General features: G+C 34.4%; 23 protein-coding genes, 1 tRNA gene and 1 pseudogene. 8 read left to right on the forward strand and 17 right to left on the reverse strand.

Annotation, left to right across the window (positions count from 1 at the left end; all coding sequences use genetic code 11):
• Positions 1-39: 39 nt before the first annotated feature.
• Entirely contained in the window at positions 40-1,155 is a 1,116-nt protein-coding gene (locus tag NEF87_RS14720) for a hypothetical protein (RefSeq protein ID WP_457916407.1), read from the forward strand.
• On the opposite strand, the gene NEF87_RS14725 is transcribed toward NEF87_RS14720, so the two are convergent.
• The 8 genes from NEF87_RS14725 to NEF87_RS14760 form a co-directional block, all read right to left on the reverse strand.
• Positions 1,142-2,191: a histidine kinase dimerization/phosphoacceptor domain -containing protein gene (locus NEF87_RS14725; protein ID WP_457916408.1), complete on the reverse strand. Its 1,050-nt coding sequence runs from the start codon at positions 2,189-2,191 to the stop codon at positions 1,142-1,144. The genes NEF87_RS14720 and NEF87_RS14725 overlap by 14 nt on opposite strands.
• Before the next feature lie 35 nt (positions 2,192-2,226).
• Complete coding sequence (locus tag NEF87_RS14730; RefSeq protein ID WP_457916409.1) at positions 2,227-2,979, reverse strand: methyltransferase domain-containing protein; 753 nt, start codon at positions 2,977-2,979, stop codon at positions 2,227-2,229.
• 31 nt (positions 2,980-3,010) lie between these two features.
• The gene (rsmA, locus tag NEF87_RS14735) at positions 3,011-3,979 is read right to left on the reverse strand and encodes a 16S rRNA (adenine(1518)-N(6)/adenine(1519)-N(6))-dimethyltransferase RsmA (RefSeq protein ID WP_457916410.1); all 969 of its coding nucleotides are present in this window, start codon (positions 3,977-3,979) and stop codon (positions 3,011-3,013) included.
• 17 nt (positions 3,980-3,996) lie between these two features.
• Positions 3,997-4,785 (reverse strand): DUF655 domain-containing protein, encoded by a 789-nt coding sequence (locus NEF87_RS14740; protein ID WP_457916411.1) that lies wholly within the window; start codon positions 4,783-4,785, stop codon positions 3,997-3,999.
• A gap of 300 nt (positions 4,786-5,085) precedes the next feature.
• A complete protein-coding gene (locus tag NEF87_RS14745; protein ID WP_371802163.1) occupies positions 5,086-5,448 on the reverse strand; it encodes a hypothetical protein in 363 nt (120 codons plus the stop codon).
• A gap of 78 nt (positions 5,449-5,526) precedes the next feature.
• Entirely contained in the window at positions 5,527-5,850 is a 324-nt protein-coding gene (locus NEF87_RS14750) for a 50S ribosomal protein L21e (protein ID WP_371802164.1), read from the reverse strand.
• 152 nt (positions 5,851-6,002) lie between these two features.
• Complete coding sequence (locus NEF87_RS14755) at positions 6,003-6,674, reverse strand: hypothetical protein (RefSeq protein ID WP_371802165.1); 672 nt, start codon at positions 6,672-6,674, stop codon at positions 6,003-6,005.
• A gap of 54 nt (positions 6,675-6,728) precedes the next feature.
• The gene (locus tag NEF87_RS14760; protein ID WP_371802166.1) at positions 6,729-7,385 is read right to left on the reverse strand and encodes a hypothetical protein; all 657 of its coding nucleotides are present in this window, start codon (positions 7,383-7,385) and stop codon (positions 6,729-6,731) included.
• A gap of 218 nt (positions 7,386-7,603) precedes the next feature.
• Between NEF87_RS14760 and NEF87_RS14765 the strand changes: the two genes are divergently transcribed.
• Positions 7,604-9,622 (forward strand): PocR ligand-binding domain-containing protein, encoded by a 2,019-nt coding sequence (locus tag NEF87_RS14765; RefSeq protein ID WP_457916412.1) that lies wholly within the window; start codon positions 7,604-7,606, stop codon positions 9,620-9,622.
• A 6-nt stretch (positions 9,623-9,628) separates the two neighbouring features.
• On the opposite strand, the gene NEF87_RS14770 is transcribed toward NEF87_RS14765, so the two are convergent.
• The gene (locus NEF87_RS14770; RefSeq protein ID WP_371802168.1) at positions 9,629-10,408 is read right to left on the reverse strand and encodes a class I SAM-dependent methyltransferase; all 780 of its coding nucleotides are present in this window, start codon (positions 10,406-10,408) and stop codon (positions 9,629-9,631) included.
• A 359-nt stretch (positions 10,409-10,767) separates the two neighbouring features.
• Positions 10,768-12,084, reverse strand: coding sequence for an MFS transporter (locus NEF87_RS14775; RefSeq protein WP_371802169.1), 1,317 nt, complete (start codon positions 12,082-12,084; stop codon positions 10,768-10,770).
• 162 nt (positions 12,085-12,246) lie between these two features.
• On the opposite strand from NEF87_RS14775, the gene NEF87_RS14780 reads away from it, so the two are divergent.
• Positions 12,247-12,840, forward strand: coding sequence for a hypothetical protein (locus NEF87_RS14780; protein WP_371802170.1), 594 nt, complete (start codon positions 12,247-12,249; stop codon positions 12,838-12,840).
• 74 nt (positions 12,841-12,914) lie between these two features.
• On the opposite strand, the gene NEF87_RS14785 is transcribed toward NEF87_RS14780, so the two are convergent.
• A complete protein-coding gene (locus tag NEF87_RS14785) occupies positions 12,915-13,385 on the reverse strand; it encodes a hypothetical protein (protein ID WP_371802171.1) in 471 nt (156 codons plus the stop codon).
• Between the two features lie 801 nt (positions 13,386-14,186).
• Between NEF87_RS14785 and NEF87_RS14790 the strand changes: the two genes are divergently transcribed.
• Positions 14,187-14,289, forward strand: a tRNA-Pro gene (locus NEF87_RS14790).
• Positions 14,290-14,426: 137 nt separating this feature from the next.
• On the opposite strand, the gene NEF87_RS14795 is transcribed toward NEF87_RS14790, so the two are convergent.
• The 4 genes from NEF87_RS14795 to NEF87_RS14810 form a co-directional block, all read right to left on the reverse strand.
• Positions 14,427-15,506: a M42 family metallopeptidase gene (locus NEF87_RS14795; RefSeq protein WP_371802172.1), complete on the reverse strand. Its 1,080-nt coding sequence runs from the start codon at positions 15,504-15,506 to the stop codon at positions 14,427-14,429.
• 43 nt (positions 15,507-15,549) lie between these two features.
• Positions 15,550-16,626: a M42 family metallopeptidase gene (locus NEF87_RS14800; RefSeq protein WP_371802173.1), complete on the reverse strand. Its 1,077-nt coding sequence runs from the start codon at positions 16,624-16,626 to the stop codon at positions 15,550-15,552.
• Between the two features lie 156 nt (positions 16,627-16,782).
• A complete protein-coding gene (locus NEF87_RS14805) occupies positions 16,783-17,322 on the reverse strand; it encodes a hypothetical protein (RefSeq protein WP_371802174.1) in 540 nt (179 codons plus the stop codon).
• Positions 17,323-17,347: 25 nt separating this feature from the next.
• A complete protein-coding gene (locus NEF87_RS14810) occupies positions 17,348-18,109 on the reverse strand; it encodes a class I SAM-dependent methyltransferase (protein WP_457916413.1) in 762 nt (253 codons plus the stop codon).
• A gap of 83 nt (positions 18,110-18,192) precedes the next feature.
• Between NEF87_RS14810 and NEF87_RS14815 the strand changes: the two genes are divergently transcribed.
• Positions 18,193-18,846, forward strand: a complete 654-nt coding sequence (locus tag NEF87_RS14815) for a uracil-DNA glycosylase (protein WP_371802176.1) — start codon at positions 18,193-18,195, stop codon at positions 18,844-18,846.
• Between the two features lie 100 nt (positions 18,847-18,946).
• Here the strand turns inward: NEF87_RS14815 and NEF87_RS14820 are convergent.
• Together NEF87_RS14820 and NEF87_RS14825 are read right to left on the reverse strand one after the other, a co-directional pair.
• Positions 18,947-19,387 (reverse strand): annotated as a pseudogene (locus tag NEF87_RS14820) (peptidylprolyl isomerase); the annotation flags it as partial.
• A 58-nt stretch (positions 19,388-19,445) separates the two neighbouring features.
• Entirely contained in the window at positions 19,446-19,871 is a 426-nt protein-coding gene (locus tag NEF87_RS14825) for a response regulator (RefSeq protein WP_457916414.1), read from the reverse strand.
• Between the two features lie 365 nt (positions 19,872-20,236).
• Between NEF87_RS14825 and NEF87_RS14830 the strand changes: the two genes are divergently transcribed.
• From NEF87_RS14830 to NEF87_RS14840, 3 genes are all read left to right on the forward strand, one after another.
• Positions 20,237-20,770 (forward strand): hypothetical protein, encoded by a 534-nt coding sequence (locus NEF87_RS14830; protein ID WP_457916415.1) that lies wholly within the window; start codon positions 20,237-20,239, stop codon positions 20,768-20,770.
• A 59-nt stretch (positions 20,771-20,829) separates the two neighbouring features.
• Positions 20,830-22,902 carry a prolyl oligopeptidase family serine peptidase gene (locus NEF87_RS14835; protein WP_457916416.1) on the forward strand — a complete coding sequence of 691 codons (2,073 nt, stop codon included), beginning with the start codon at positions 20,830-20,832 and terminating at the stop codon, positions 22,900-22,902.
• 213 nt (positions 22,903-23,115) lie between these two features.
• Positions 23,116-24,306: an ADP-ribosylation factor-like protein gene (locus tag NEF87_RS14840; protein WP_371802181.1), complete on the forward strand. Its 1,191-nt coding sequence runs from the start codon at positions 23,116-23,118 to the stop codon at positions 24,304-24,306.
• Positions 24,307-24,325 lie beyond the last annotated feature (19 nt).

A 24,325-nucleotide genomic window follows, 5' to 3' on the forward strand; every position in this document is an offset into this window, starting at 1 on the left:
GCACAAATCTTTTTAGGGTGATTTGTTCTCTATTTCTCTATGATTCTCCAAGAATGGAAGCCGACTGTAATCATAATCGCAGTGAGTTTCTTCGGTCTTTTTTTTTTGGGGATACTTTATTGGTTCATTAAAAAAAAGCGATTACAGAATCTCACATCTCAAATTGATGAAACTCAAATCTCAACTTTACCCTCCTCAACAAAACAAGATCAACCAGAAGATCGAAAAGAGAGACAAAAACTACAAGACAAGCTGTGGAGAGCTCTTGAAGATATCTCTAAATTGATTCGGAGTCGTCAATTTAGTCAAGCTCAGAATAAATTGGAAGATATAAACAAAATTGCCCTACAAAATCAGTTTTTCGGAATTCTGACGGAAATTAAATTAAAGTTAAACATCTGTAATCGAAATCTCCAGCTCCAAGCGCGCCAAGATGAGCTATGGGAGAAATTTGAGGATGGTAACATTGCAGAATCTTATATTGAATTATTTGAACTCAGTGAAACCACTCAAGCAGAAGGGAAAAAACAATGGATCCATCCATATATATCTAGTCAACTCCTAGCCAAGGTAAAACGCATCGGTGAAGAATTCAAAAAAGATAAGGACCATACTCGCCAGTTGATCGAGCGTTTCTCAGAAATGATCTTAGAAGAAAAGTTTTATGTGACTCAAAACCGCCTGAATATCACAAAAGAGATATGCATCAATTTAAAATTTCGTGAATTTATCCCCGAAATTGAGCTTCTTTTGAAAAAATCCAAAATTAATATTAACTTTTTAGAAGAGTATAACAAGAATAAAGAGGTTTATCATGCTGGAAAACTCCGGTTATCTTATAATGGAATGGATATTTTGGAACGCAAGTCAAAATTTGCCAAATTTAAACCGTTATTGGTGGAATCACTGGCGTTAAAAGTTTTTATACTATTTCAACAAATTAGACAGGAATTAAAGGTTCATAAGACCGCTTTAGAACAAACCCTCAAAGAAGTGTATCGAATGATCAACAGACAAGAATTTGAGAAAGCAAAGATCACTTTAGCTGAAGCAACAATCGAAGCACGACAATATGATTTTTACGGTATTATTCGGGATATTGAGTATCAATTAAGAGAAATAAAGAAATTTGAATCTCAAATTAAAGATCGGTAGTAGAAATACGTATTTCGGTTCCCTTATTATTAATGATTTCAAGTTTTCCATTTATTTGCCTTACTAAATTTTTAACCAATGGTAATCCAAGAGATTCTGTACTATTAGAATTAGATTGATCTGGTAAACCAATCCCATCATCCTTCACAAGTAATATTCTGGAATTATTTTCTTCTTGGAAAAAAGAAATTGTGATATTTCCCTGCTTATCCGGAAAAGCATGCTTTAACGCATTTGTAATCAATTCATTCAAGATCATTCCATACACTTGCGCTTCTTTTACATTAAGAAATAATTCTGCCGCATCAATGCGAATTTGAACCCCATTGTATTGGTGTTCATATGTTTTTAATATATTTTCGCACAATTTATTTGTGTATTTTTTAAAATCAATTTTTCCCAAATGCTCTGAACTAAACAAATAATCATGGTTTAAAGAGATGGATTTTATGCGATTTAGTAAATCCTTAAACTTTTCCCTCAAAATCGCATCTTTGATTGAATGATTTTGTAATATAATTAGAGAGGAAATGACTTGCAGATTGTTTTTTACTCGATGATGAATTTCTTTCATTAAAAGATCTTTCTCTTCCACACGTTCTTGCAAACGTTCCAGAAAATCAGATTTTTCAAGTTCTCCAAGTCGACGGTTGGTTATATTTTGTACATACAATGCGTAATTCGAAGGTATTAATTTATCCTTTGAAAAGAATAGTGGTTTTATCAAAACTTCGACATAAATTATCCCTGATTTAATTGTATTATACAAATTTTGTTTTTTTACTAACTCAAAATCAAATGTGCTTGTATATTTTACCGTTTTGCCTCTAATAAGCTTAGATTTTGTTCCTTTAGGTAAATTCGGATCCTTAAAAAGATTGAATCCCTTTATTTCTTCTATCGTTTTAACTCCAAATAACTCCAAACACGCTGTATTGACTGTTTGCAATTTTCCCAGTCCATCATAAATTTCGATAGGAATGGGGGAATACTCAAATAAATTCTGGAACCATTCATCACCCAAAGAATGTGGCATAAATACTTAGTAAAATACTCTTTAACGTTAAAGGTTTAAGGTTCTCGCTTTCCATGATAAAGTATGATATCTTCAAAGAACACATGTTTTTTTAGAGTTTCTACAATTTTGATGTTCAATTTTTCAAAATAGGATAATATCGGGATTTGATCGACACTTCCAGATGAGATGATCATTATCTCCCCTTTAGGACTTAGAAATGGAGACATGATTTTAAAGAATTCTAAGGTGATTTCATTCCCTTCTGGTCCTCCTTCCCAGGCTAAATCTATCAATTTTCGATTCTCACGGGTAATTGTCTTGGCTTCGCTTGCTAAATATGGTGGATTAAAAATAATAATATCATAACTTCGCTTTTCTTCGGGAGTCCCTAGCGGTTCAAAAAAACTCCCACATTTAAACCGTACATTGTTAGAGAATCCGTTAAGTTTTGAGGTATATTTGCAAGCTTTGATAGCCATCGGATTAATATCAATTCCCATGTGATAAAAAGGAATTTTAAGTTGTTCCAAACGGGAAACCACATAAAAGGAGAGTGCTCCAGATCCACAACCCATTTCCATAACTCGTAGTGGATTTTCTTGAGAGTAGATCGGGTTTTGTTGATTATTTTTAGCCAATGTTTGCAACCATGAGCGTAAGAATCGGATAGATAGATCAGTATCTTCCATAGGACCATAGATTTGTTTGGGGACAACAATTTCAGTTCCAAAATATTCGATCCGTTCGGCTATGTCTAAATCTTCCTCCTCATATTTTTGAACGGTTTGAAATTCTTTTAAATCCACATGTTAATTCAGATAGGATTCCCAATGAATTTTATTCTTTTATTGAAAACTGTTTGGCTAATTGGGCCAATTCTTGAGAATCGTTGGTTAAACCATACAAGAGAAAGGAAAAGAGTTGAGGTGGGGAAAATGATCGCAATTTATGAGATAAAAAGGGATAATCTGCTGGACTTGAAATAAGTTGAACTAAAGGACTCAACTTTTCTTTGACATGAGGATCCCGCTTTAAACAATGAGTGAGGGCATTTCGGATTGATTTGTTCTTATAAGGAAAAATGCCCCGTAAGAATGCTAAATAATCACTTCTATATTGAAAAGCTGCCTTTTCCTTCGAAAGTGTCGGTTTTGCGGTAATTTCAATCAACATGGATTCCACACGAGGGGCAGGATAAAAACACGTGGCAGGAACTTGGCGAACTTTTTTAATGTTCAAAAATAATCCTGTCGCCGCAGAAATGCGAGAATAGTTCTTTGAATTCACTGGGGCCAATAATCGTTCGGCAAATTCTCTTTGCACCATAAGATTAACGGTTGAATAAGACCAAGATTCAATTATTCGGAAGATCAACGGAGCCGAAATTTGGTATGGGATATTAGACACGATTTTGTTAGCTGGAAAGAATGGGACTTTTAAAGCATCTCCGTGAATTAAAATTATTTTTTCCTTCCTCTCGATAACATTCCAATCTTTAGCAGTGGGATTTTCAAGAAATGCCACGGAATATTTGTTTTCGTAATATTCTCTAAGATAACATGCAATTTTGTTATCAAACTCAATCAAAATCACTTGTTTACACTGCTGTATGAGATAATCTGAGAGAGTTCCCAATCCTGGACCAATTTCTATTACAACATCATTCTCGGGATCTAATTGGGCATGCGAAACAATAAATTCTACCACATTTTGGTCAATCAAATAGCATTGACCTCTGGATTTATCAAGTCGGATGCCTAATGTGGTCAAAGTTCCTAGTAATGCAGATTTAGAAAGAAAAGGCATAAAAAAACCTGAAATGGTTAGTATCGTTTTCGTAACGAATCATTTCTAGAAGTTCGACGACCTCCATCTCGACTTCCGTCACGAGGCCGGGGTGTTCCTCCACTGGAGCGATCTTCAGGCCGTCTGCGCTTGACAAACAGATAATGTTTTAATTCTTCATCTTCCAGTTCTTCTATGATTCGCTTGACAAATACTTCTTTGGGCTTAAAACCAGGCACTCTGGTATGGAGTTCTTCAAAATTTTCAAACAGCTTCCGGTGCCGATTTTCTAATATTTCGTTCATCAATTTTTTACCTACTCCAGGTAAAACCTCCAAGTAATGGCGTTTTATAGTAATTGGACCTACATTGTTTATGAACTTAATAAAACGTTCTTCATTTTCCAAAACATATTGTTCCAAAACTAACCCTATTGTTTGTAGTGAAGCATGCGTCAGTTGATCATATTTCAATTTTTTATTGGGACGACCCAAAGGGGAATCTTCTCTACCAGTTACTTGAATTTTCTGTTGGAGTTTTAACTCTTGAATTTTTTGCTTATTTAATGAGACTTCATAGAGATTAAAGGATGGAACTTCCATCACTTGGCATATTGGATTCCAAGAATGGCCCGCTTTATCTACTCCTCCATGTTGGAGAATATCCAATAAATAAACAATGGTCCCATTTCGGAGAAATACCCGAGGGTGACCTCGTCCTCCTCCTCCACGACTTCGGGAAGGTCCACTACGGGATCTGCGAGGATCTCCTCGTTGGGATGTACTTCGGGGTCCTCGATTACTATATCTTCGATCACGATCGCTCATATTTTTGTTCTCCAATTGGTGTATATGTTTCGCTCTTGAGTGAATTATTTATAGAGTAAGTTGAATGTGTGACTTAATACCTCGCCTTGTTCAACTGTAAATTAAAAATTACAGATGTTTACGATGATTTGTGCGGCAAGGGGGAGTTGAGTGCATTGTTCTATCACAAAAACGAAATATAAGGATATATACCATTTTCGGCTTTTAAAACTTTTGAACTCTGCAAAGAAGAAATATCGCTTTATATTGAAGAAAGGATGGAAAAAAAATGTAGTGAACTTATGAGTTTTTTTAAAATGCTTAACCCTGTAAATCTCGGATGTTTTGAATCAAAACCGCCAATTCATCATCATTTAAATCCCGTAAAATTGGATCTTTTTCCAAAATTACTTTAACCTCTTGAGGATAGTTGGGATCAATATTTACAATTTGAATTGCATAGGATTCATCCATATCATATTCCTTCATAAGCATATTAATAACTTTACGAGCAACATCGGCATCCATCTTTGAAAAATTGTGCACATACTCATAAGTTGCTTCTGTAAAAGGATCTGGGATCATGGTTCCCCCGAGTTTTTCCATTCTCTCATAGACACGATCTAAAATGTCTTTTACTTCAGGAACACTAATTTTTTTTTCATTAAGAATTTTTTTTACCATTGTGGATAATTCCGTTGCCTATAGATAAATACTTGCTTTGAGAGCTAAAAAAGGTTTGATTTAAGAAAAATTTGATTATTATTCTTTTTGTTCTTGGCGCTTTTGCCAGTCTTTATTAATCCGAATGTGTTCGCAACCAATAAAGATAGTTTTCATTTTATCGAGATCCTTAACAGCAACTTCAAAGCATCGTCCACGTTGAGCTACAACTGTACCGGTCTTTCCCCAGAAATGTCGGTGAGGTAATCCTCGTTTTTGGAAGGATGAATCTCCAACAATATCAACAACATTCCCTGGTTGGTAATCTACTAAGAATTTGCTTAGTCCAGGTAGGCCTCGATCTCGCACATTTTTGCGATGTAAGCTCCTGCATTTTGTAAAATAACCGTGATGTTTTACCATAATACTGATTCTCCTCAAATTAAATTTGAGTTAAATTTTCAATAATATCTTCAAGGTAGGATTTAAAAAAAATTTTATGATTTTGTCGCTCAATTGGGGAATTTTCTCGATTTGAAAAGGATTAATTTTGAAAAAAGACAAAATCTTTTGGTCTAAAAACCAAAAATAAAAGGAATGATGGAAATTAATAGAATTCCTAATAACATTAAAATACTAAAATCGCGGATATTTCTAATTTTAACTGGTATACCATAGTGATTAGATATATATTTAGAAATTTGTTTGAGTTTGGAACGTGGAATAGGTGCCCCTTCTTCTCTATATAAACAATATATCATTTGAGGGGATTGATCTTTTAAATACATCAAAGCATGTATCATTACGATCGTTTTTTTATCCATTTCATCTCCCCAGCGCACTTTCGTCAAGAGTTCTATTTTAGCAATTTGAGCTGGTGTAAACATTTTCCGCTCTGATTCTACTGGAACATCCAGTAGGATTCCCTCGGGGGTAAACTTAACCGAATCCCATTCGGCAAGCTTTATATATCGGGACAACATTACATCTCGAACTATTTCATAAATTATCGCTGCAATAAAAACGCACGCCAATCCTATCGTAAAAATGAATAGGAGATATTGGTGTGGAAACCAAGAAGTCAAAATAAATTTCGAAGAGATGAGATAAATTATAGAGATAGTAATTACAACAATCTTAGTAATCGTAGTTAGAATATTATGTGTGATGAATTCTCCTTGATCATAAAAAATCAAATCATCCTCGGGCATTTCATCAATCGGTTTAGTTTTAATTTTATCAGTCATTAATTGCACATCCTGTATTGTATAGGGGAGATATTCTATATAAATTGAGTTTCACTAGATTAAAAAGATCAATGCAAGAATAATCCCAAAGATCAAAATAATCATTCCATATTCTCGTTGAAATTTGGTTTTTGGTTGAATCGAATATGTGTGCTTGCAAAATTTTGATATTTCATGGATTTTATCTTTTGGTATCAAAAAACCCTCGGATTGATATACATTGTACAAAACAACCGGACGTTTAGTTTTAAAAAACAAAATAATATGCATGTTTCGATTGATCTCATCCAATTCTAGAGCAATCCAATTTAATTTAGCCAATATGTGAATTTTTGAGATTTCATTAAGATCTAATTCGACAGAATCCAATAGTATGCGATTCTGGAAGAATTTGATAGTTCGCCATTTTGCATACTTTGGTAGTAGGGAAATATAAATGTCACGGCCGATCTCAAATAAGAATAGTCCCAATAAAGCATAAATGATAACTAAGAATAAGACATGATATTGAGGTGATAGGGATTGATCTTCAATCATTGAAATTAGAAGTTGTTTTCGAATGATCCCGAAAATTAGAATGATAATTGCAAAAATTACCTTGAGTACTATCCGGATGTAATTTCCTGCTGAGTATTTTTCATCTTGTTTGAAAAAAGTTAGAGTTTCTGGTATTGGTAGTTTTAATTCTGGTATTTCATTATTGTTTGTCATTAGAAATTGCTCTCATATATATTATGGCAGTAATCCATTTGATTTCTTGCCATTGGAATCACGATATTGAATTCAATTCCATATGGACCTTATTGTTTTTATTGTTATTTTGCTAAAAACCATCTTATCCTAACCACATTTTTATCTTTAAACTGTCATTTATTACCTTATTGTTTTTTTGCAAATCCTTTTACCTTTACTTTTTAAATTATATTTTAATGGATTTTGAGCTTCGACAATTGTTTAATATTCCTAAGTTACAATCTTTAGCAGATAAAATGTACATGGCTACAGGAATTCCTTTTGCTCTAATTGATGTAAATGGAGAATTACTTGTTGGATCAGGGTGGCAACCAATTTGTGTCAACTTTCACAGGCAAAACCTCCAAACAGAGCAACAATGTCTAAACAGTGATCGGAGTATCAAATCTCGCTTAGCTTCCAAAGAAAAATATGTAATATTTGAATGTCCCATGGGTTTAATTGATTGCGCTACTCCATTGATAATTGAGGGACAACATTTAGCCAATGTTTTCACCGGACAATTATTATTTAAAAAACCTGATGAATCGTTTTTTATGAAACAAGCTCAGAAATATGGTTATAACCTTGAAAGATATATGGAAGCTTTACATAATGTCCCAATTTTTACAAAAGATCAAGTTATTCGAAACTTAGAATATTTGGTTGACTTTACTAAACAAATCGCACAAATGGGTATACAAAACTGGCAAATTTCCTTAAGTCAAAAAAAATTTCAGGATTTAGTTGAAATTCTCCCATATGCAATATGGATTGCTACTCCCCAAAATGATATTGAGTATATCAATCCTGCCTTTACAAATTTATTTGGATATACACTAGAAGATATTTCGACAATAGATAAGTGGTTTACCCTGGCTTATCCCGATCCTATTTTTCGACAGCAAGTTCGCCCCTATTATGATCGAGATTTGCAAGCAGGTTTGCCCATTGTGGAGAATCCTCGGATATTTCAGGTAAATACCAAAGACCATCAAAAAAAAACCATTGCCTTTCGGTTAGTTTTGCTTGAAGATGGGAAATTTTTCTCCCTTTTTGAAGATATTACTGATCGGGAGCGTCAAGAAACTGAAAAAATACGGGCCCAGAAGATTGAATCACTATCGTTTCTTGCTGGAGGAATAGCTCATGATTTTAATAATTTACTCACTGGGATCATGGGAAATATCAATTTATTACAAATTGATGACACAAATCCATCGAATCTAGATATTTTGAATGATTTGAAGCAAGCCACAGAACGAGCAAGTGACCTTACTAAACAAATACTCACCTTTTCAAAGGGGGGGGCTCCCATCCAAAAAATTCAACAAATTGTACCTCTTCTCCATAATTCAATTAATTTAATCACTCGGGGTGGAGAAGCAAAAGTAATCGTGGATATAGAGCCCGATCTTCCTAATGTGAATGTTGATGCAGGTCAAATTGGGCAGGTATTTGATAATATTTTAATCAATGCTATACAAGCAATGCCTTCAGGGGGTGAAATTTCAATCAAAACTGAACTCCTCCATCATGATGAATTTTATGAATACCCAATTCCGGCAGAGAAGTATATAAAAATAACAATATCTGATACTGGAGAAGGGATTCCAGAACAATTACAGCAGAACATTTTTCAGCCCTATTTTAGTACAAAATCGAAAGGTAACGGATTAGGGTTGGCTACAGCATACTCTATTATTCGGAAACATAATGGTTTTTTAACTTTTAATTCTTTTCCCAGACAAGGAACCCAGTTTTTAATATTTATTCCAACCATTTCTTCAGAACTCTCCTTAATTACTTCTGAAGCATCAGAACTCTCATTTCATGAATGTAAAGTTCTGATTATGGACGATGAGCATCTCGTGCGCAAAACCTTAAAAAAAATGCTTAACAAATTGGGGTGTACTGTAGAAATGGCCAAAGATGGGGAAGAAGCTCTCCAGAAATTTCAAGATCATGAAAATCAGTCTTCTCCTTTTGATGTTGTCTTTCTTGATCTAATTGTTCCTGAAGGAATGGGAGGTGAATTAACAGTAAAATTATTAAAAAAACAAAAACCATCTGTTAAAGTGGTTGTTTCCAGCGGATTTTCTCAGGATCCTATTTTAGCAAACTATAAAGAATATGGTTTTGATGGAAGATTGAATAAACCATATCATATTGAAGATTTACAAAAGATTATTCAAGAAATGAATTCGAAAAAGTAGATATAATTAGAGAGGTTTCCTCAATCTCACAATTAAATTGTCCGGTACGGATATTGTATGAACTAAATGTTCGCATTTTTGTAGAATTTCTGAATTTGCAAAGGGTTCATCCAAAAACTCTAAAATAAATCCTGCATTTATCCCGTACATCATCCAAGTTGTCAGCATCTTATGATTGTGAAATGTTTGAGTTCCTTTTAAAGATCCATTATTCCAATTAACTACAACTTTTCCTTCCGATGTGTAATTTCCAATTTCAATGGCCTTCGATACTCCATTTGCGTCCCGTACATGTTTTCGATGTGAGGAACTTGCAAAACACGGATGCACTATAGAAAATTGAAAGAATCCGCCTGGTTTGAGCACCCGATAAGCCTCTTGTATCGCCTTTTCTGGATGATCCATATCCATCAAGCACATGAAAGCCAGAATAAAATCATAGCTATTCTCTGGAAAACTGAGATGCTCGGCATTTTCAACAAAATATGTGATATGGTGAGATTCTTGTGATTCTTTTTTCCGTGCATGGTTTATCATCACCGGTGAAATATCGCAAGCATCCAAATTAATTCCATCGGTCAATATCTTACGTGCAAGCATTCCTTCCCCACAACCAACTTCCAATCCTTTCATCCCAATTTCCAAAGAGGGAAGTGCTTCCACAAATCGAGGAAGATTTAGAAAATCACGATGAATATTTTTCCCGGATTCATTGAAGGAGATCCATTCAGCTGCGATCTCTTCCCACTTGCTTGGTTCTTGCCAGTTTGATTCCTTTGGGTTCATAGCATACATGTAAGGGATAAATGATTTAAAAATATTCTCTAGAGTATAAGAAAAATTACTAAAAAAGACGTTATTCAATAAATTTGATACTATAAGAATCAATTCTTAACACAATTTCTAATTCTTTCAGTTTTTGATGTTTTTTTTAGTATATGGAGTTTTATGCTAATGGAAAAAAAGACTATTAAATCATAGAAAATAAATAATAAAACTGAATTGTATGTTAATGGAAACCACATTGCATTAGCAATATATCAGGATTTCTAACTTCTTCATAATTTGGAATTAATCTTGCAATAAATAAATAGTAAAAATGATGGAAAAAGGGAAAAAATGTAGATTAAAGCCTTTTAATGTGATCAATTTATTTTTTTGAAGGTCATATTATCATAAATCACATTTATCAACATCATTCCAACAACTGCGATACCCAAGAGTGCCACTGCCCAATAGGAACTGATAGTAATCCCGAAGAGAGAAAGAAGGTCGTGATCCAGAAATGATGTCGCAAGTAATGGGGTAAAAATTTCCCCTAAGGATTGAATTGATGTGCTCCATCCGGATACTTGCCCTTGTTGATCTTCAGCAACCGCCTTCGTTAAATTTGTGTTAATGATTGGGCGTAAAAGTGCAGATCCCAAAGTAAAGGGGATGACAAATAAGATATATAATATCCAAGGAGCGGTTGCTAAACCATAAATGACCATTCCAATCCCCAACAAAATGACACCAGTCACCATTAGTTGCTGATTGGAGAATTTTTTAGTTAACATAGGCAAGATTTTCGTGATGCAAATGATATTAATAATTGCAAATTCAGCATTTAACCATCCAATGGCTGCAGGATTGGCACCAAAACGATAATTCATGATGATCGCATTCGTTGAAATAAATACTTGGAAGATTACAGTAAAAAGGAACGTTTCAAGTAATCGAATAACAACTGCTTTATTAAAAATACTATCCTGTTGTCCATTATTTAAAGTCTTTAATTTGGTTCGTTGAAGTTGTAAATCGAATCGTCTTTGTTGGGGCATTGTTTCACGTAATAGTTTTACTGTTAGGATTATAGAGATAACACTTAATGCTGCCGTGAGGTAGGCAGGAATTCGCCAGTTGGAGTTTCCTAAAACGCCTCCTAAAACAGGTCCAATAATTAAGCCCAGCATTGAAACTCCCATTATAGTTCCCATGTCTTTTGTACGGGTTTCTGGCGTGGTAACATCGGAAATGATCGATCTAATTACCGGAAATTGGCCTCCGAAAATTCCATCAATAATTCGGGAAAGGATTATAACCTCTACACTTTGGGCCGTGGCGAGCACGATAAAAGCACTTAAAGTACCAATCTGGTTTATAATTAAAATTGGTTTTCGCCCATATTTATCAGATAAAGAACCCCAAATTGGACCACAGATTAACGCGGTCAACGAATTCGCGGCAGTTATGATCCCAATCATAAAAGCTGTAGCCCCAAAATCAGAAGCAATGGAAGGTAAAATGGGAAGGATCAAAGAAAAACCAAACATATCTATTAATATTGCTAGGGAAAGAAAAGAGAGAAGGGATTTCTTATTAATATTATAACGGTTTAGTTTTTCTTCTTGTAAATCTAATGAAATTTCAGCGGAAGGGATGAATTTTTGGGTATTTGTTTCTGTTTGAATCTCTGCCATAAGGATCACATTCTTAATATTACTGACACAATGTGTCACATATTTTTTAAGGTAACATTTACATATAAATATTGTGTCGCAATGTATCACATTATGAAACTTTGTAGTCACAAAGCTTTAACTTCATTAACATTTGTTTTAAAATAAAAAAGGTTGGGAAAAATGGTCACAGATAAAGAATCACATTCTATGGGATTACGTTTGGATTCAGAAACTTACCAAGAGATTGAAACACTCTCGAAAAAGTTTGAGGTAAATAAAAGTCAAATTATCAAAATGGCAATTCACCGATTTCATGCATCGGAAATGAACGATTTTTCTTCACAACAAGTATTATTTGACAAAACTACATTTCGGAGAGTTTTTGAATTTCTGGAACCGGCTCAAATTGAATCATTGGGGATTCAAAATGCACAGAATCATATAATCAAAATTCGTAAAAGATTGATGCAGAAAATTCAGAAAAGTGGTTCCGATGGGGGATTGGAAATATTTCTCTCCAAATTCAATTTGATTCTCTCCAAAAAGCATTTGAAGTGGATTGAATCAATAAAATGGCAATTTCTTACCACTCATGAATTATTACTTTTTATCAACCATGATATCAATACCAATTTTTCTCTTTTCATGAAGGTGCTTTTCAAACACATTCTCCACCAAGTTTTTAGTTCCGAGATCATGGAAGATAAATCAATCATGGCAGAAAATCAGCTTGAATTGCATTTTAAGCTTTCAGAAAAAAAAGATAATAAGTAGAATGAGTTTTCTAGTAACATAGTTTTAAACAATTTGTTTTTATTCCTTATTCTTTTTATATTGATAAAATGGGATTAAGATATTAAACCGTAGATACGTTGATGATAATAATTATCGTGCATGGAAATTGGATCTAATGATTGATTTTTATCAATAGATACGCTTGAAATTTCCCCTACTTTATCAATACAGGGTTTTTGGGCTAAATCAACTTCGCCATCTAACAAACTAACAATTGGTTTTTTGTATGGAGATGCATAAATTTCTTTCAAACGATAAGGTTCTTGATGAAAGATTAAACGCGCTTCTTCATGAAGAATTGGAAATTGTTTGATTCTAAGATCCCGTCGGATCATCTCCTGCATGATTTCTTCCACTATTTCGAGATCATGATTGTTTAGCAATGATTTAACTTCAAAATCATATGAGAATTTATTTTTTCGGTCAACGTCACATTTAACGATACGTGCGCTTGGATAGATTTTCTTTACTGCTGCCATTAATAGTACAGCCCCGCTTTGTTCAATAGGAAGGTTATTTTTCATGAGTTTCACTTTGAATTTTGTTTTTTTTTAAAAAAAGGATAAAATAGGTACACGGTGAATGAAGAAAACCCCGAAAATCAAAAGATCATATCATTACAAAAATCCTCATTTAAGTTAAAAGTAGATTTATCATGATTCTCCTCAAGTCACCTGATCTAGCAAGTACCTACGGATGTGTAATGGTCAGAAGACCATGCCCGGTAGTTAACATCAGAGGTGGAGTTTGAATCATGAGTATCACAATAATGATAATTGGAATTAATAGTAAACCATTCCAATCTATGTTAAGTAACATATATTAATTCTAATATTTAAATATGATGAATAATTTCTCCGGAAATATGATATTGGCTGATCTAATTTGCATTAGAATATGTTAAAATTAGAAAACAACTTACAATGCCACAAATTCTCCTAATGAGAAAAATCAGTATTGCTCACTACTACGCAAAATTTGGTTTAGAATAAGAAGCACATCAAGAAAAAAGACTATTTTTTCAAAAAATCTCCTGTTATTCTATCCGAACTCACTACGGGGCAATTTCCCGACGTAGTGAGCTAACAAGTAACTCCGAATCGAAAACGAGCTTGAAACATATAATATCAGCATTGATCTAGAGCAAAGATTGCAATATAAAGTTGGTGACTTCCATTGATGCTCATTATTGGAAAAAGCGAGAATCGAATAAAAAAAAATTTTAATTCCTGAAATCTTTCCCGAGTAGACGAGATGAATGAAAAATCTTTATAACTCAAAAAAATTATAATTTCATACTTAAAAAATAGTTTCCAATCTGCTCAGGGAGCGTAGTCTAGCTTGGTATGATACCACGTTCGGATTCATAGATAGATTTATCTGTTTCGAAACACGTGGTGGTCGAGGATTCAAATTCCCCCGCTCCCACTATTTTTTATAATAATCAAAATTGTTATAAAATGGGTTTAAAAAAAAGGTTTAAGTGAACCGATAACCCGCTTATTTAAGGATGAAGGCAATATTCTGGTTTAAGCCTCGATGCTTTAGTAATTCAGCATTATTCATTAATTTGGGATGAATGAAGTATCCTTTGTAATCTTCTTGATTACGGCAACCGACAATTTCACAATCGCATCCACATCATTTAAATTGACAACTTCCGACATAGAATGCATATAACGGTTTGGAATTCCAATTAATGAGGTGGCTACTCCAGATCGAGAAAGATTTATGAAATTTGCATCAGTTCCAGTTCCCCGAGGTTCGGCAATGATTTGCACGGGCATCTCCATTTCTTGTGCTATTTTGATTACGAGATCATAGAGTTTTGGAGCCATATTGGGACCTCGGGCAATGATTGGACCGCCGCTTAATTTGGAAATGCCTTGATCCTTTTCAGAAATTGAAGGAGTATCTGTCGCGAAATCTACATCATACACGAAACTGATGTCAGGATCTACACCATAAGCACTAACTTTGGCTCCCCGCAATCCTACTTCTTCTTGGGTGGTAGAGACACCATAAACAGCGGCATCGAATTGTTCCCCTTTCAAATGTCGCAAAATTTCGGCGACAATAAAAGCTCCAATTTTATCATCGAAACATCGTGATACAACATCCCCCTTGTTTCCCAATTTTTCATAGTAGAAGTCAAAAATGATTGGATCCCCAATGCGAATTCCAAGATCTTCAACTTCTTCTCGAGATCGAGCTCCAATATCAATGTATTGATCCTTGAGTTTTATTACTTTCTTACGTTCTTCAGGTTCTTGCAAATGGATGGCTTTTTTTCCCATGATTCCAATGATATCACCTTTGTTAGTTAAAATTTTCACGCGACATGCAGGGAGTAGATGGGCGTCTAACCCGCCAATCTGATGGACATAAATATATCCTTTTTCTGTGATATACCTTACTTGTAGGCCAACTTCGTCGACATGCCCTGCAAGCATAATTTTGGGTGATCCAGTAGGATTCACAATTCCAATTGCGTTTCCCAAGATGTCAGTACGAATTTCGTCTACATATTCTTTAATATATGCTCGGAACAAACGTTGAGCAGGTTCTTCTGAGCCTGATGGGCTAGGAGCATTTACGAATTCTTCTAGGAATTGTTCATTAATTGTAAGTTTGTTTTCAGTCATTGACAAAATCACTTCTTGGTAATAAAAAAAAGGAAGAATTTCCCTACATAGGGATGAAAGAGGTGTCTTTCTTAATTTTCTTAATCACACCAACCACTAATTTGACTGTTGCTTCAACATCATCTAAATTGACAACTTCGTTCATGGTGTGCATATAACGATTTGGAATGCCAATTAATCCTGTAGCGACACCAGCTTGTGCCATTTGGATGGATCGAGCATCAGTTCCCGTTGGACGTGGTGCTGCATCGATTTTATATGGTATTTCAAGTTCTTTTGCCGTTTCAACCATCAAGTCAAATAATTTCGGATTTATGTTTGGACCGCGAACAATGACTGGACCCCCTCCAAGAGGCTTTATCCCAATATCTAATTCTTTAACGTCTGGTGAATCGCTAGCATGGGTGACATCAAACGCAATTCCCACCTTTGGATTGATACTATAAGCAGAAACAATCGCTCCTCGCGTACCAACTTCTTCTTGGGTTGTGGAGACTCCGTGAATCTCTCCATCAAATTCCGTACCCTTCAATCGACGCATGACTTCAGCAATTACAAAACCTCCAATTTTATCATCAAAACATCGGGCTACGACATCACCATTATTTCCTAGCTTGGTATAATTACTAATGAAAACCATAGGATCTCCAATTTTAACTCCTAGTTCTTCCACTTCTTCTCGTGTTCGAGCTCCGATATCAATGTATTGATCCTTGAGTTTGATTATTTTTGTACGCTCATCAGGTTGCTGCAAGTGAATAGCCTTTTTACCAATAATCCCCAAAATTTCTCCTTTATCAGTTAAAATTTTAATACGATTTCCAGGAGTAATGTGAGCGTCAATTCCTCCTAATTGATTGAAGTAAATATAACCTTTCTCAGTAATGTAGCGAACTTGCAAACCCACTTCATCGACATGTCCTGCAAGCATAATCTTTGGTCCTTCACCAATGTTCATTATTGCATCTACATTTCCAAGGACATCCGTTGTAAATTTTTCAGCGATATCGGCAAGGTATTCCCGATATACTTTTTGGGCGGGTTCTTCTACTCCTGTTGGACTTGGAGTGTTAATAAATCGTTCTAAAAATTCTTCATTAATTGTTCTTTGTGTTGTCATAGTAATCACTTAATATAACTATCGTGTTTGGTGAATGCAAAGTCAGTTTAAAAAATTTGGAATTTTCGAATATTTTAAAAATCCTTTCCATTTAGGATATAAAATAAATGACACCCTGAGTCGCAAGATGGATTAATAGCTGAAATAAACATCGTTTTAATTCTGATTTTTAGAACCGGATTTTTTAAGTAATCCATTCATCATTAATGAAATAATTTTTAGGTAGTTATATATCCCCTCGAAAGATAAAAATCGAATAACCAAGTCGTGTTCTGTATTTTCAACAAATTCAATTTGATTTTCGAGATTTATTGAATAAAACCGTTGAATGTAATTTTTTACTTCAGAATGTTGTTCTTGATCGAAAATAAAATCAAATTGAAAATCAATTCCTTCTTGAGGGAACCTGTTTGAAGAAAGAACCCCCTCCAATAATTTATTGGGATCTAAGATAATTCCAGCTGATTGTTCAAATTCTCGTAATTCTTCACGAGAGAAATGTGAATGCATCAAGATAAATATTTCAAAACTATCATAGATGTACAACAATCCATTTGAAAATGTTTCTAAATAAAAACCTGATTGAGACTCTCTTCCAAGGTGGTTATTAATGTAAGATGTAAACTTTGGAATATTTTGAAAGATCTTAGGATAATTTGAAGTGAATTTCAATATTATTTGTTCTCTTTTTACCATTTAAATATCCCGACCTCTACAATTTTTATTTATTCATGACTCCGTAAAAACAATGCGATATATATTTAAACTCAATTTTCCCACCAACTGCATTGTTCTTAAAAACTTGTTTTAATTCTTTCTTTAACGGAATCGAATCGGGATTTCCTGGCTTAGGAGTGTAGGAAGAAGAGAATAATCTCCCTTCCAAACTCTTGTAATCAAAGTGTTGAGTGAAGGATGATATAAAATGAATTGGATCTTTGATGAATAAGCTAATTTCCATAGAGCCTCGATTGCGATGATTTGATTGGGGGTATTCTGGACAATATTGATTGAGCATTGCATCATATTCTTGGTGGAATTTACTGCCCTCAATATCTCGTTCATTCCAAATATACGCGAGATGTCCGTTCGGTTTTAAAATTCGGTTGAGTTCTGGTTTAGTTTTTTCAAGATCAAACCAATGGAATGCTTGAGCTGCAGTGATCAAATCGATGGAATGATCTGAAAGGGTTGTTGCTTCTGCTTGTCCAGCTATGCTGCTGAAATTTGGATAATCATGTAAATATTTTTCTCCTGCCTCTCGCATTTCCCGATTAGGTTCTACTCCATAGACCTTGTAGCCTTTTTCAACTAGTAATTGGGTAAATTTTCCTGTACCTGATCCAATATCTGCAATAACTGACTCTTTAGATAGTTCCAATTTATCATGTAATTCATCAATGATTTCCTGTGGATAATCTGGACGATACTTAACATAATTTTCTACTCGGTTAGAAAATCGTTTTGTTGGATTGCGACTCATTTTTTTTCTCTTCTATGACAAATTTTCTTTTCTGCCTTAAAATTAACAATTATATTTATTTTTGATCAACGGTAAAAACACCTATGAACGATTGGTTGGAAGCGCTTCCATTTTTCAAAACTGAACAATATTCACAATTGGATCAATTTGTGCGGTCTGAAAGGTCTCAAGGAAAATCGATTCTCCCTGCTGAGGAAGATGTATTCAATGCTCTCAAATTTACACCTCTTGAACAAGTAAAAGTTGTGATTTTAGGTCAAGATCCTTATCCCAATAAACGCCATGCCCATGGATTATCATTTTCAATTCCCGAAACAACCCCTGATATTCCTAAATCTTTAAAGAATATCTTCAAAGAGTTAGAAAGTGATGTTGGAGTAAAAAAGACAACTGGGAGTTTAATAGGATGGGCCAAACAAGGTGTAATGCTATTAAATACTGTCTTGACAGTCGAGGAAGGACTTTCTAATTCCCATAAAAGCAAAGGATGGGAAAAACTGACCAAAGAAATAATCACTACCATCAGCTCACAGCGTGATCATGTAGTTTTTATCTTATGGGGAGGAAAAGCTCAAAAAATGAAGAAATGGATTGCCACTGAGAAACATTTGATTTTAGAATCTCCCCATCCCTCACCCCTTTCATCCTATCGAGGATTCTTTGGTTCTCACCCCTTTTCACAAGTCAATGAGTACTTATCAAAAAATAAGAGAAAACCAATTGATTGGTCTCTCTAAAAAGGATTTTTCATTTTTTTTTTTCTTGAAGTTTTTTCTTCAATGTTTGACGATTAATTCGACCTTTTTTTTTGGTTTTTGTTTCCTCCAATGTTTCTACTTCCATTATTTTTACCTTAATCATTTTATCACCCTCTTTGAATTTATCTAGAAGATTCATGCCGCGAACAACTTGACCAAATACTGTGTGCTTCCCATCTAAATGAGCTGTTTGTTCACGCGAAAGACAAATGAAGAATTGGCTTCCTCCCGTATCTTTACCAGAATGGGCCATACTTAGTGCACCACGATCGTGTTTGAGAGGATTTCCTTCAGTTTCACATTTAATTGTCCATCCTGGACCGCCGGTGCCATCTCCTTTTGGGCATCCTCCTTGAATCACAAAATCTTCAATAACACGATGGAATGTGAGTCCATCATAGAATTTTCTCTTAACTAGCTTCTGGAAATTTTCAACGGTTCCAGGCGCATGTTCTGGATACAATTCAATTGTCAAGGTCCCTTTATTGGTCTGCATTTTAATTTGTGGAAGAATTGTCATAAATTTTGAAATGAAAAATCAGCAAAAAATCATTTCAATCAATATCTTAAGACAAAGTTTATTTAGCTAGATAATCTGCATTATTTGCTAAACATTCCGATATTGAAGATATTAACTCATCTATGGTATAAGGTTTATTTAAAAGGCTTGAAAAACCATATTCTTTATAGGATGTTAGATCTTGTTCTTGAAAATACCCACTCGAAATTATTGCCTTAACATCAGGATTGATTTCTTTCAACCCTACCATGGTTTGTAAACCTCCCATACCGTTAGGGACGATTAAATCTAGTATAACCAAATCATAGGGTTTTGAAGATTTAAAAGATTTCCTATATTTCTCTAACGCCTCTTCACCCGCATCGGCACAATCAACCTCACAATCCATTCTCCTTAATACTTTTGAGAGAATATTTTGGATATTATGATCATCATCCATTACCAGCACGCGTTGAGATGAGATTGTATTCTTCTTTTCACACATATAAGATCGAGTCTTGCACTGGATGCTCCAAAATTTCCACAGAAGTTCCATCCATGCGATTTGTATTTACTATATCTGTTCTACTTCGATTTATAGAGCTAGGTTTATATATGATGTGGAAAACTTTCCAAGTGACACCTTTGTATTTTAGAATTTTTCCAATTTTATAAAGTCAAAAGGATAAGTTTTCAATTTCCTTTTTTTCAATATATAATCCTGTATAAATTTTCAAAATTAGTTTTGGAACGCGCAAAAGTAGTGATAAAACGTAATGTTAATAGGTAAAATACATTGTTGTCATTAGTACAGTTTGATCTAAACCTTAGATTAAACTGCTCCAGATTTTATCTTTGGTGCAAAACAAAATGAGTTTACTTGAAACCGCAGTCTTCTTTCAAGGGGAAACCCTTTTAGAAAAGCAATTTTATGCAAAAACGGAACAAGAAATGATTCCTGGTCGAACTAACTTGATCAAAGCAATTACAACTATGGCAGAAAGTGCTTTTGATGATGAAATTAAACATTTTGTCGTCGGTGACCATGAAATTATGCTCAAATCGCATGATATTGATCCTATTGATGAAGATATGGCTAAAATGCCTCTTTATATGTATGCAATTGCGGAAAAAAATATTAATAAAAAAGCTGTCGAAGACTCTATGGATGAGGCCCTTTTCCAATTTACCAATCGTTTTTCAACTCATGATATCATGGAAAAGAAAAAATCTCTATTTCAAGAATTCGTCGATCGCTTCGATAAAATTTTCAAGGGATTAATTTACACTCCTGATGCTAAAAAAACTGCGAAAGCTTTAAAAAAAATGGAAGAAGCCCAACGATATGCTGAACGACAGGCTCAACGTTCGCAGAATTATACCAATTCAATAAATCGGTTTTAATTTTTTTGCTCCTTGTTTCTTCACAATTATTTTAATATAAGTAGAATTAAGTATTTGTTATGATTGAACCTAGCATTAAGGATGTTCAAAAACTTCCAATTCCAAGTTCGATTTCTGTTTCAAATGATGGAAGTAAGATTGCCTATACCTTGATTAAGCCAAATTTCAAAGATAACTATTACGAAACTCATTGTTATGTTTATTCAACTGACTCAAAAAAAACGATACAGCTTACTTATGAAGGGAGCATATCCAATATTGAATGGATGGACTGTGATTCTTTAGCTTTTGTTTATTCAAATCCTTCAATTAAGGATGAAAAACCCCAAGTCTATCTTTTTAAGGATCTTGCAGGTCAACCCCTTCAACTTACGGATCATAAAAGTGGAATTACTTCCTTCAAGTTTTTTGAAGGAGGTTTGCTATATCTCGCAGATGATCCAGATTATTTTGAAGAAAGAGAGAATATTTATGGAGATTTGATTCATTCAGAACGAGATAATTCTGCTTCCAATATCTATTATTTGAATATCCCTAAAGTTCTCCGATACAGGGATGAGTTGAAACTTGTTGATGATAAACAAGGGAAGAAAATCCCAAAACCCATCCTAGATCTGAAAAAATACATGAATATTAATCGGAAAATTGAAGGAATTGTTATTCCCAATTCTCGTTCTGGTAAATTTATTGTCAATACTCGGGAACGGGACGATCTTGTCTTCCTACAGAAAAAGAAGTCTTATTTAATGAATATTGATATAGACAATATACTCGCTGAATTTCTTATCTATCAAGAAAATGATGATAAAGATAAGGAAGAGAAAGAAATATTTGGTGAATTTGATTTCAAAGCTTTAAATTTATTTGAGGAATCCAGCGTACTAGCTTTTTCTCCGGATGATTCTAAAATATTAATTGATTTGAAAATAGAGGGGAAGCTTTTTTATCACCAAACAGAACTCTCTGTGCTTTTCCTAGATCAACTAAACTCCGAAAATCTCGAAAATATTATTCTTAAACAATGTATTACAAACTCTTTTGATCATGAGCCGTTTAGCGTGAAATGGGTTAAATCAGGTATATATCTTGCACATGCAGCTTATTCAACTATCAATATTCAAAAATTCGATTTGAATGGAACTTTTGAAAGAATCCATTTTGGGATATACTCTCCCAGTTTTGAATTTTCTGTCAGTAATGACGGTTTGGTCTCCAGTTATATTTCCAATACTGAGAAATATCAAGAAGTTGCCTTCATAAAAGAAGGAAAACTGGAAATTATCACAAATTTGAATAAATTAATTGAAAACTGGAATTTGGGCAGCTCAGAATCAGTCAAATGGAAAGCTTCTGATAATCTTGAGATTGAAGGAGTTCTTAGAAAACCATCGAATTTTGATCCCAGCAAAAAATATCCTCTGGTATTTATTGTGCATGGGGGACCCACATCGTACTCTGACAATTCAATACTCACATATTACTTGATGCGATATTATCCCGCCGTACAATTTCTTAATCGGGGTATTATTGTTGTGGAACCTAACTATCGTGGATCAATTGGTAGAGGGAAGGCATTCATGAAAAAATATGCTGAAAACATAGGTTTTGGAGATATGGATGATCTTGAAAGTGCAATTGATCACCTTGTCAAACAAGGTTTTGTAGATGAGAATAAAATTGGGTGTATGGGATGGAGTCAAGGGGGGTATATCTCTGCATTTGTGACAACTCATTCAAATCGGTTTGTTGCAACCAGTGTAGGTGCAGGAGTGTCTTCATGGAAAACCTACTACAATTCAAATGATATACGACAATGGGCCGTACACTATTTAGGGGGCACTCCTCTGACAAACCCTGAATATTACAAAAAGACGGCTCCCATGAACAATATATTAAATGCAAAAACGCCTACACTTTTCCAACATGGTGAATTAGATCAACGATGCCCTCTCCCCAATGCAACAGCCCTCAACCGTGCTTTAATGGAGCTTGGAGTTGAGACAGACCTTTTTATTATTAAAGGAATGCCCCATGGTATTACAAAACCTCGTGAAAATATGGCAGTTCTCCACCAAAATCTGAAATGGTTTTCTCATTACTTACTAGGGGAAGCCCTTGATTGGACTGAGTGAATCAAAAAGTATGGATAAAGGGTCATACCAGGTTTAATTTCTTCTCTATTCATTGATTGCTGGATCGGGGCTCGCGATTAATGATCTTCTTTTTATTACAAATTCATCTCGTTCTAGATAAAAAGGTCGATACCGATCATCTTATTCTTCAAATGGTTCTTGAAAAAAATTGTAAAAGAAAGATATTTAATTCCAAGAAATAATTTAGCTTTAATGAATCCTACTGAAACACGTTCTCGCCAACCTCAGAAAATGGTCCTTATGGGGATGGGAAATGCGGGAAAATCATCGATCCTCAAGACAATACTGAACGAATTTGATTCGTTTGCTTCCCTTCTGCCAACAACTGGAGTAGAAAGAACTCGAATGGAGTTTTTTGGAAGAGAATTATCTATATGGGATTTCGGAGGGCAAATAGATTACCGAAAAATGTATTTATCTCGCCCAATAATGTATTTTCAAGGAATAAAGTATCTGTATTATGTTATAGACGCTCAAGATGATGCGAAAATTCCAGAAAGTATCGAATACTTCCTGAAGGTTTTTGAAAATACCATAGAATTTTCGGATGATGTGAAAGTCTATCTATTCTTCCATAAGATTGATCCAAAAACCCCAAAAAATGTCGCTGTCAAATATACAGGCATTGAAGAGAATTTCTTGGTTGCTACTTTACCCGAAATGAAACGTCATAAAATTGAACCGGTGATTTTTCATACATCTATTTTTAATCCCATGACGGTTATCTCTGCGTTTTCCAGACCATTGTTAGGAAATCAAACGATTTATGAAACTTTGTGCGAAGCGGTCGATTCTTTCTGTTGGGAACGAGAGTTACCTTTTGGAATTATTTTTCTCGATACATTGGAAATCGGAAGTTATTACGCTAATTCTAAAGTTTTTGATTATGTAAATACTAAAATTGCGAAGTATTTGGATTGGTTAGATGATGTTGAAGAACCCCCAGAATATAAAATGGGCAAATTTGATGTGACAACCAAACAATTTACTATTCTAATTGGAGAAAATGAATTTACGTTTAATTTGATGGTGGGGGTCGATCCTTTAAATGCTCCTGATGAAATTGACGAATTATTTACATCCATGGGTGAATTTTCTGATGGGTTGGAAAAAATTTTATTGAATGCCGAAATAATACGATCTGGAGAGCTTCGAACAGAAAATCTATTTAATTCCATTGATCCTGAAGAACGAAGGCGCCAATTGGATGAATTGGATGAATTGGCAGAATTGGAAGAAGAAGATCGATTTAAACTGGCTGAAAAAGAGCGAGAACTTGAAATTCTCGATGAACAGTATGTGAAAATGAAGGAAAAAATGCCCGAAGAATCTGAAGATAGCGAAGATGACGACGAAGTCGATTTTGACGATCTTGACGAATAATTGAATGATCTCTAAACTC

The organism is Candidatus Lokiarchaeum ossiferum, from assembly GCA_025839675.1.
Classification (GTDB): domain Archaea; phylum Asgardarchaeota; class Lokiarchaeia; order Sigyniarchaeales; family Promethearchaeaceae; genus Lokiarchaeum; species Lokiarchaeum ossiferum.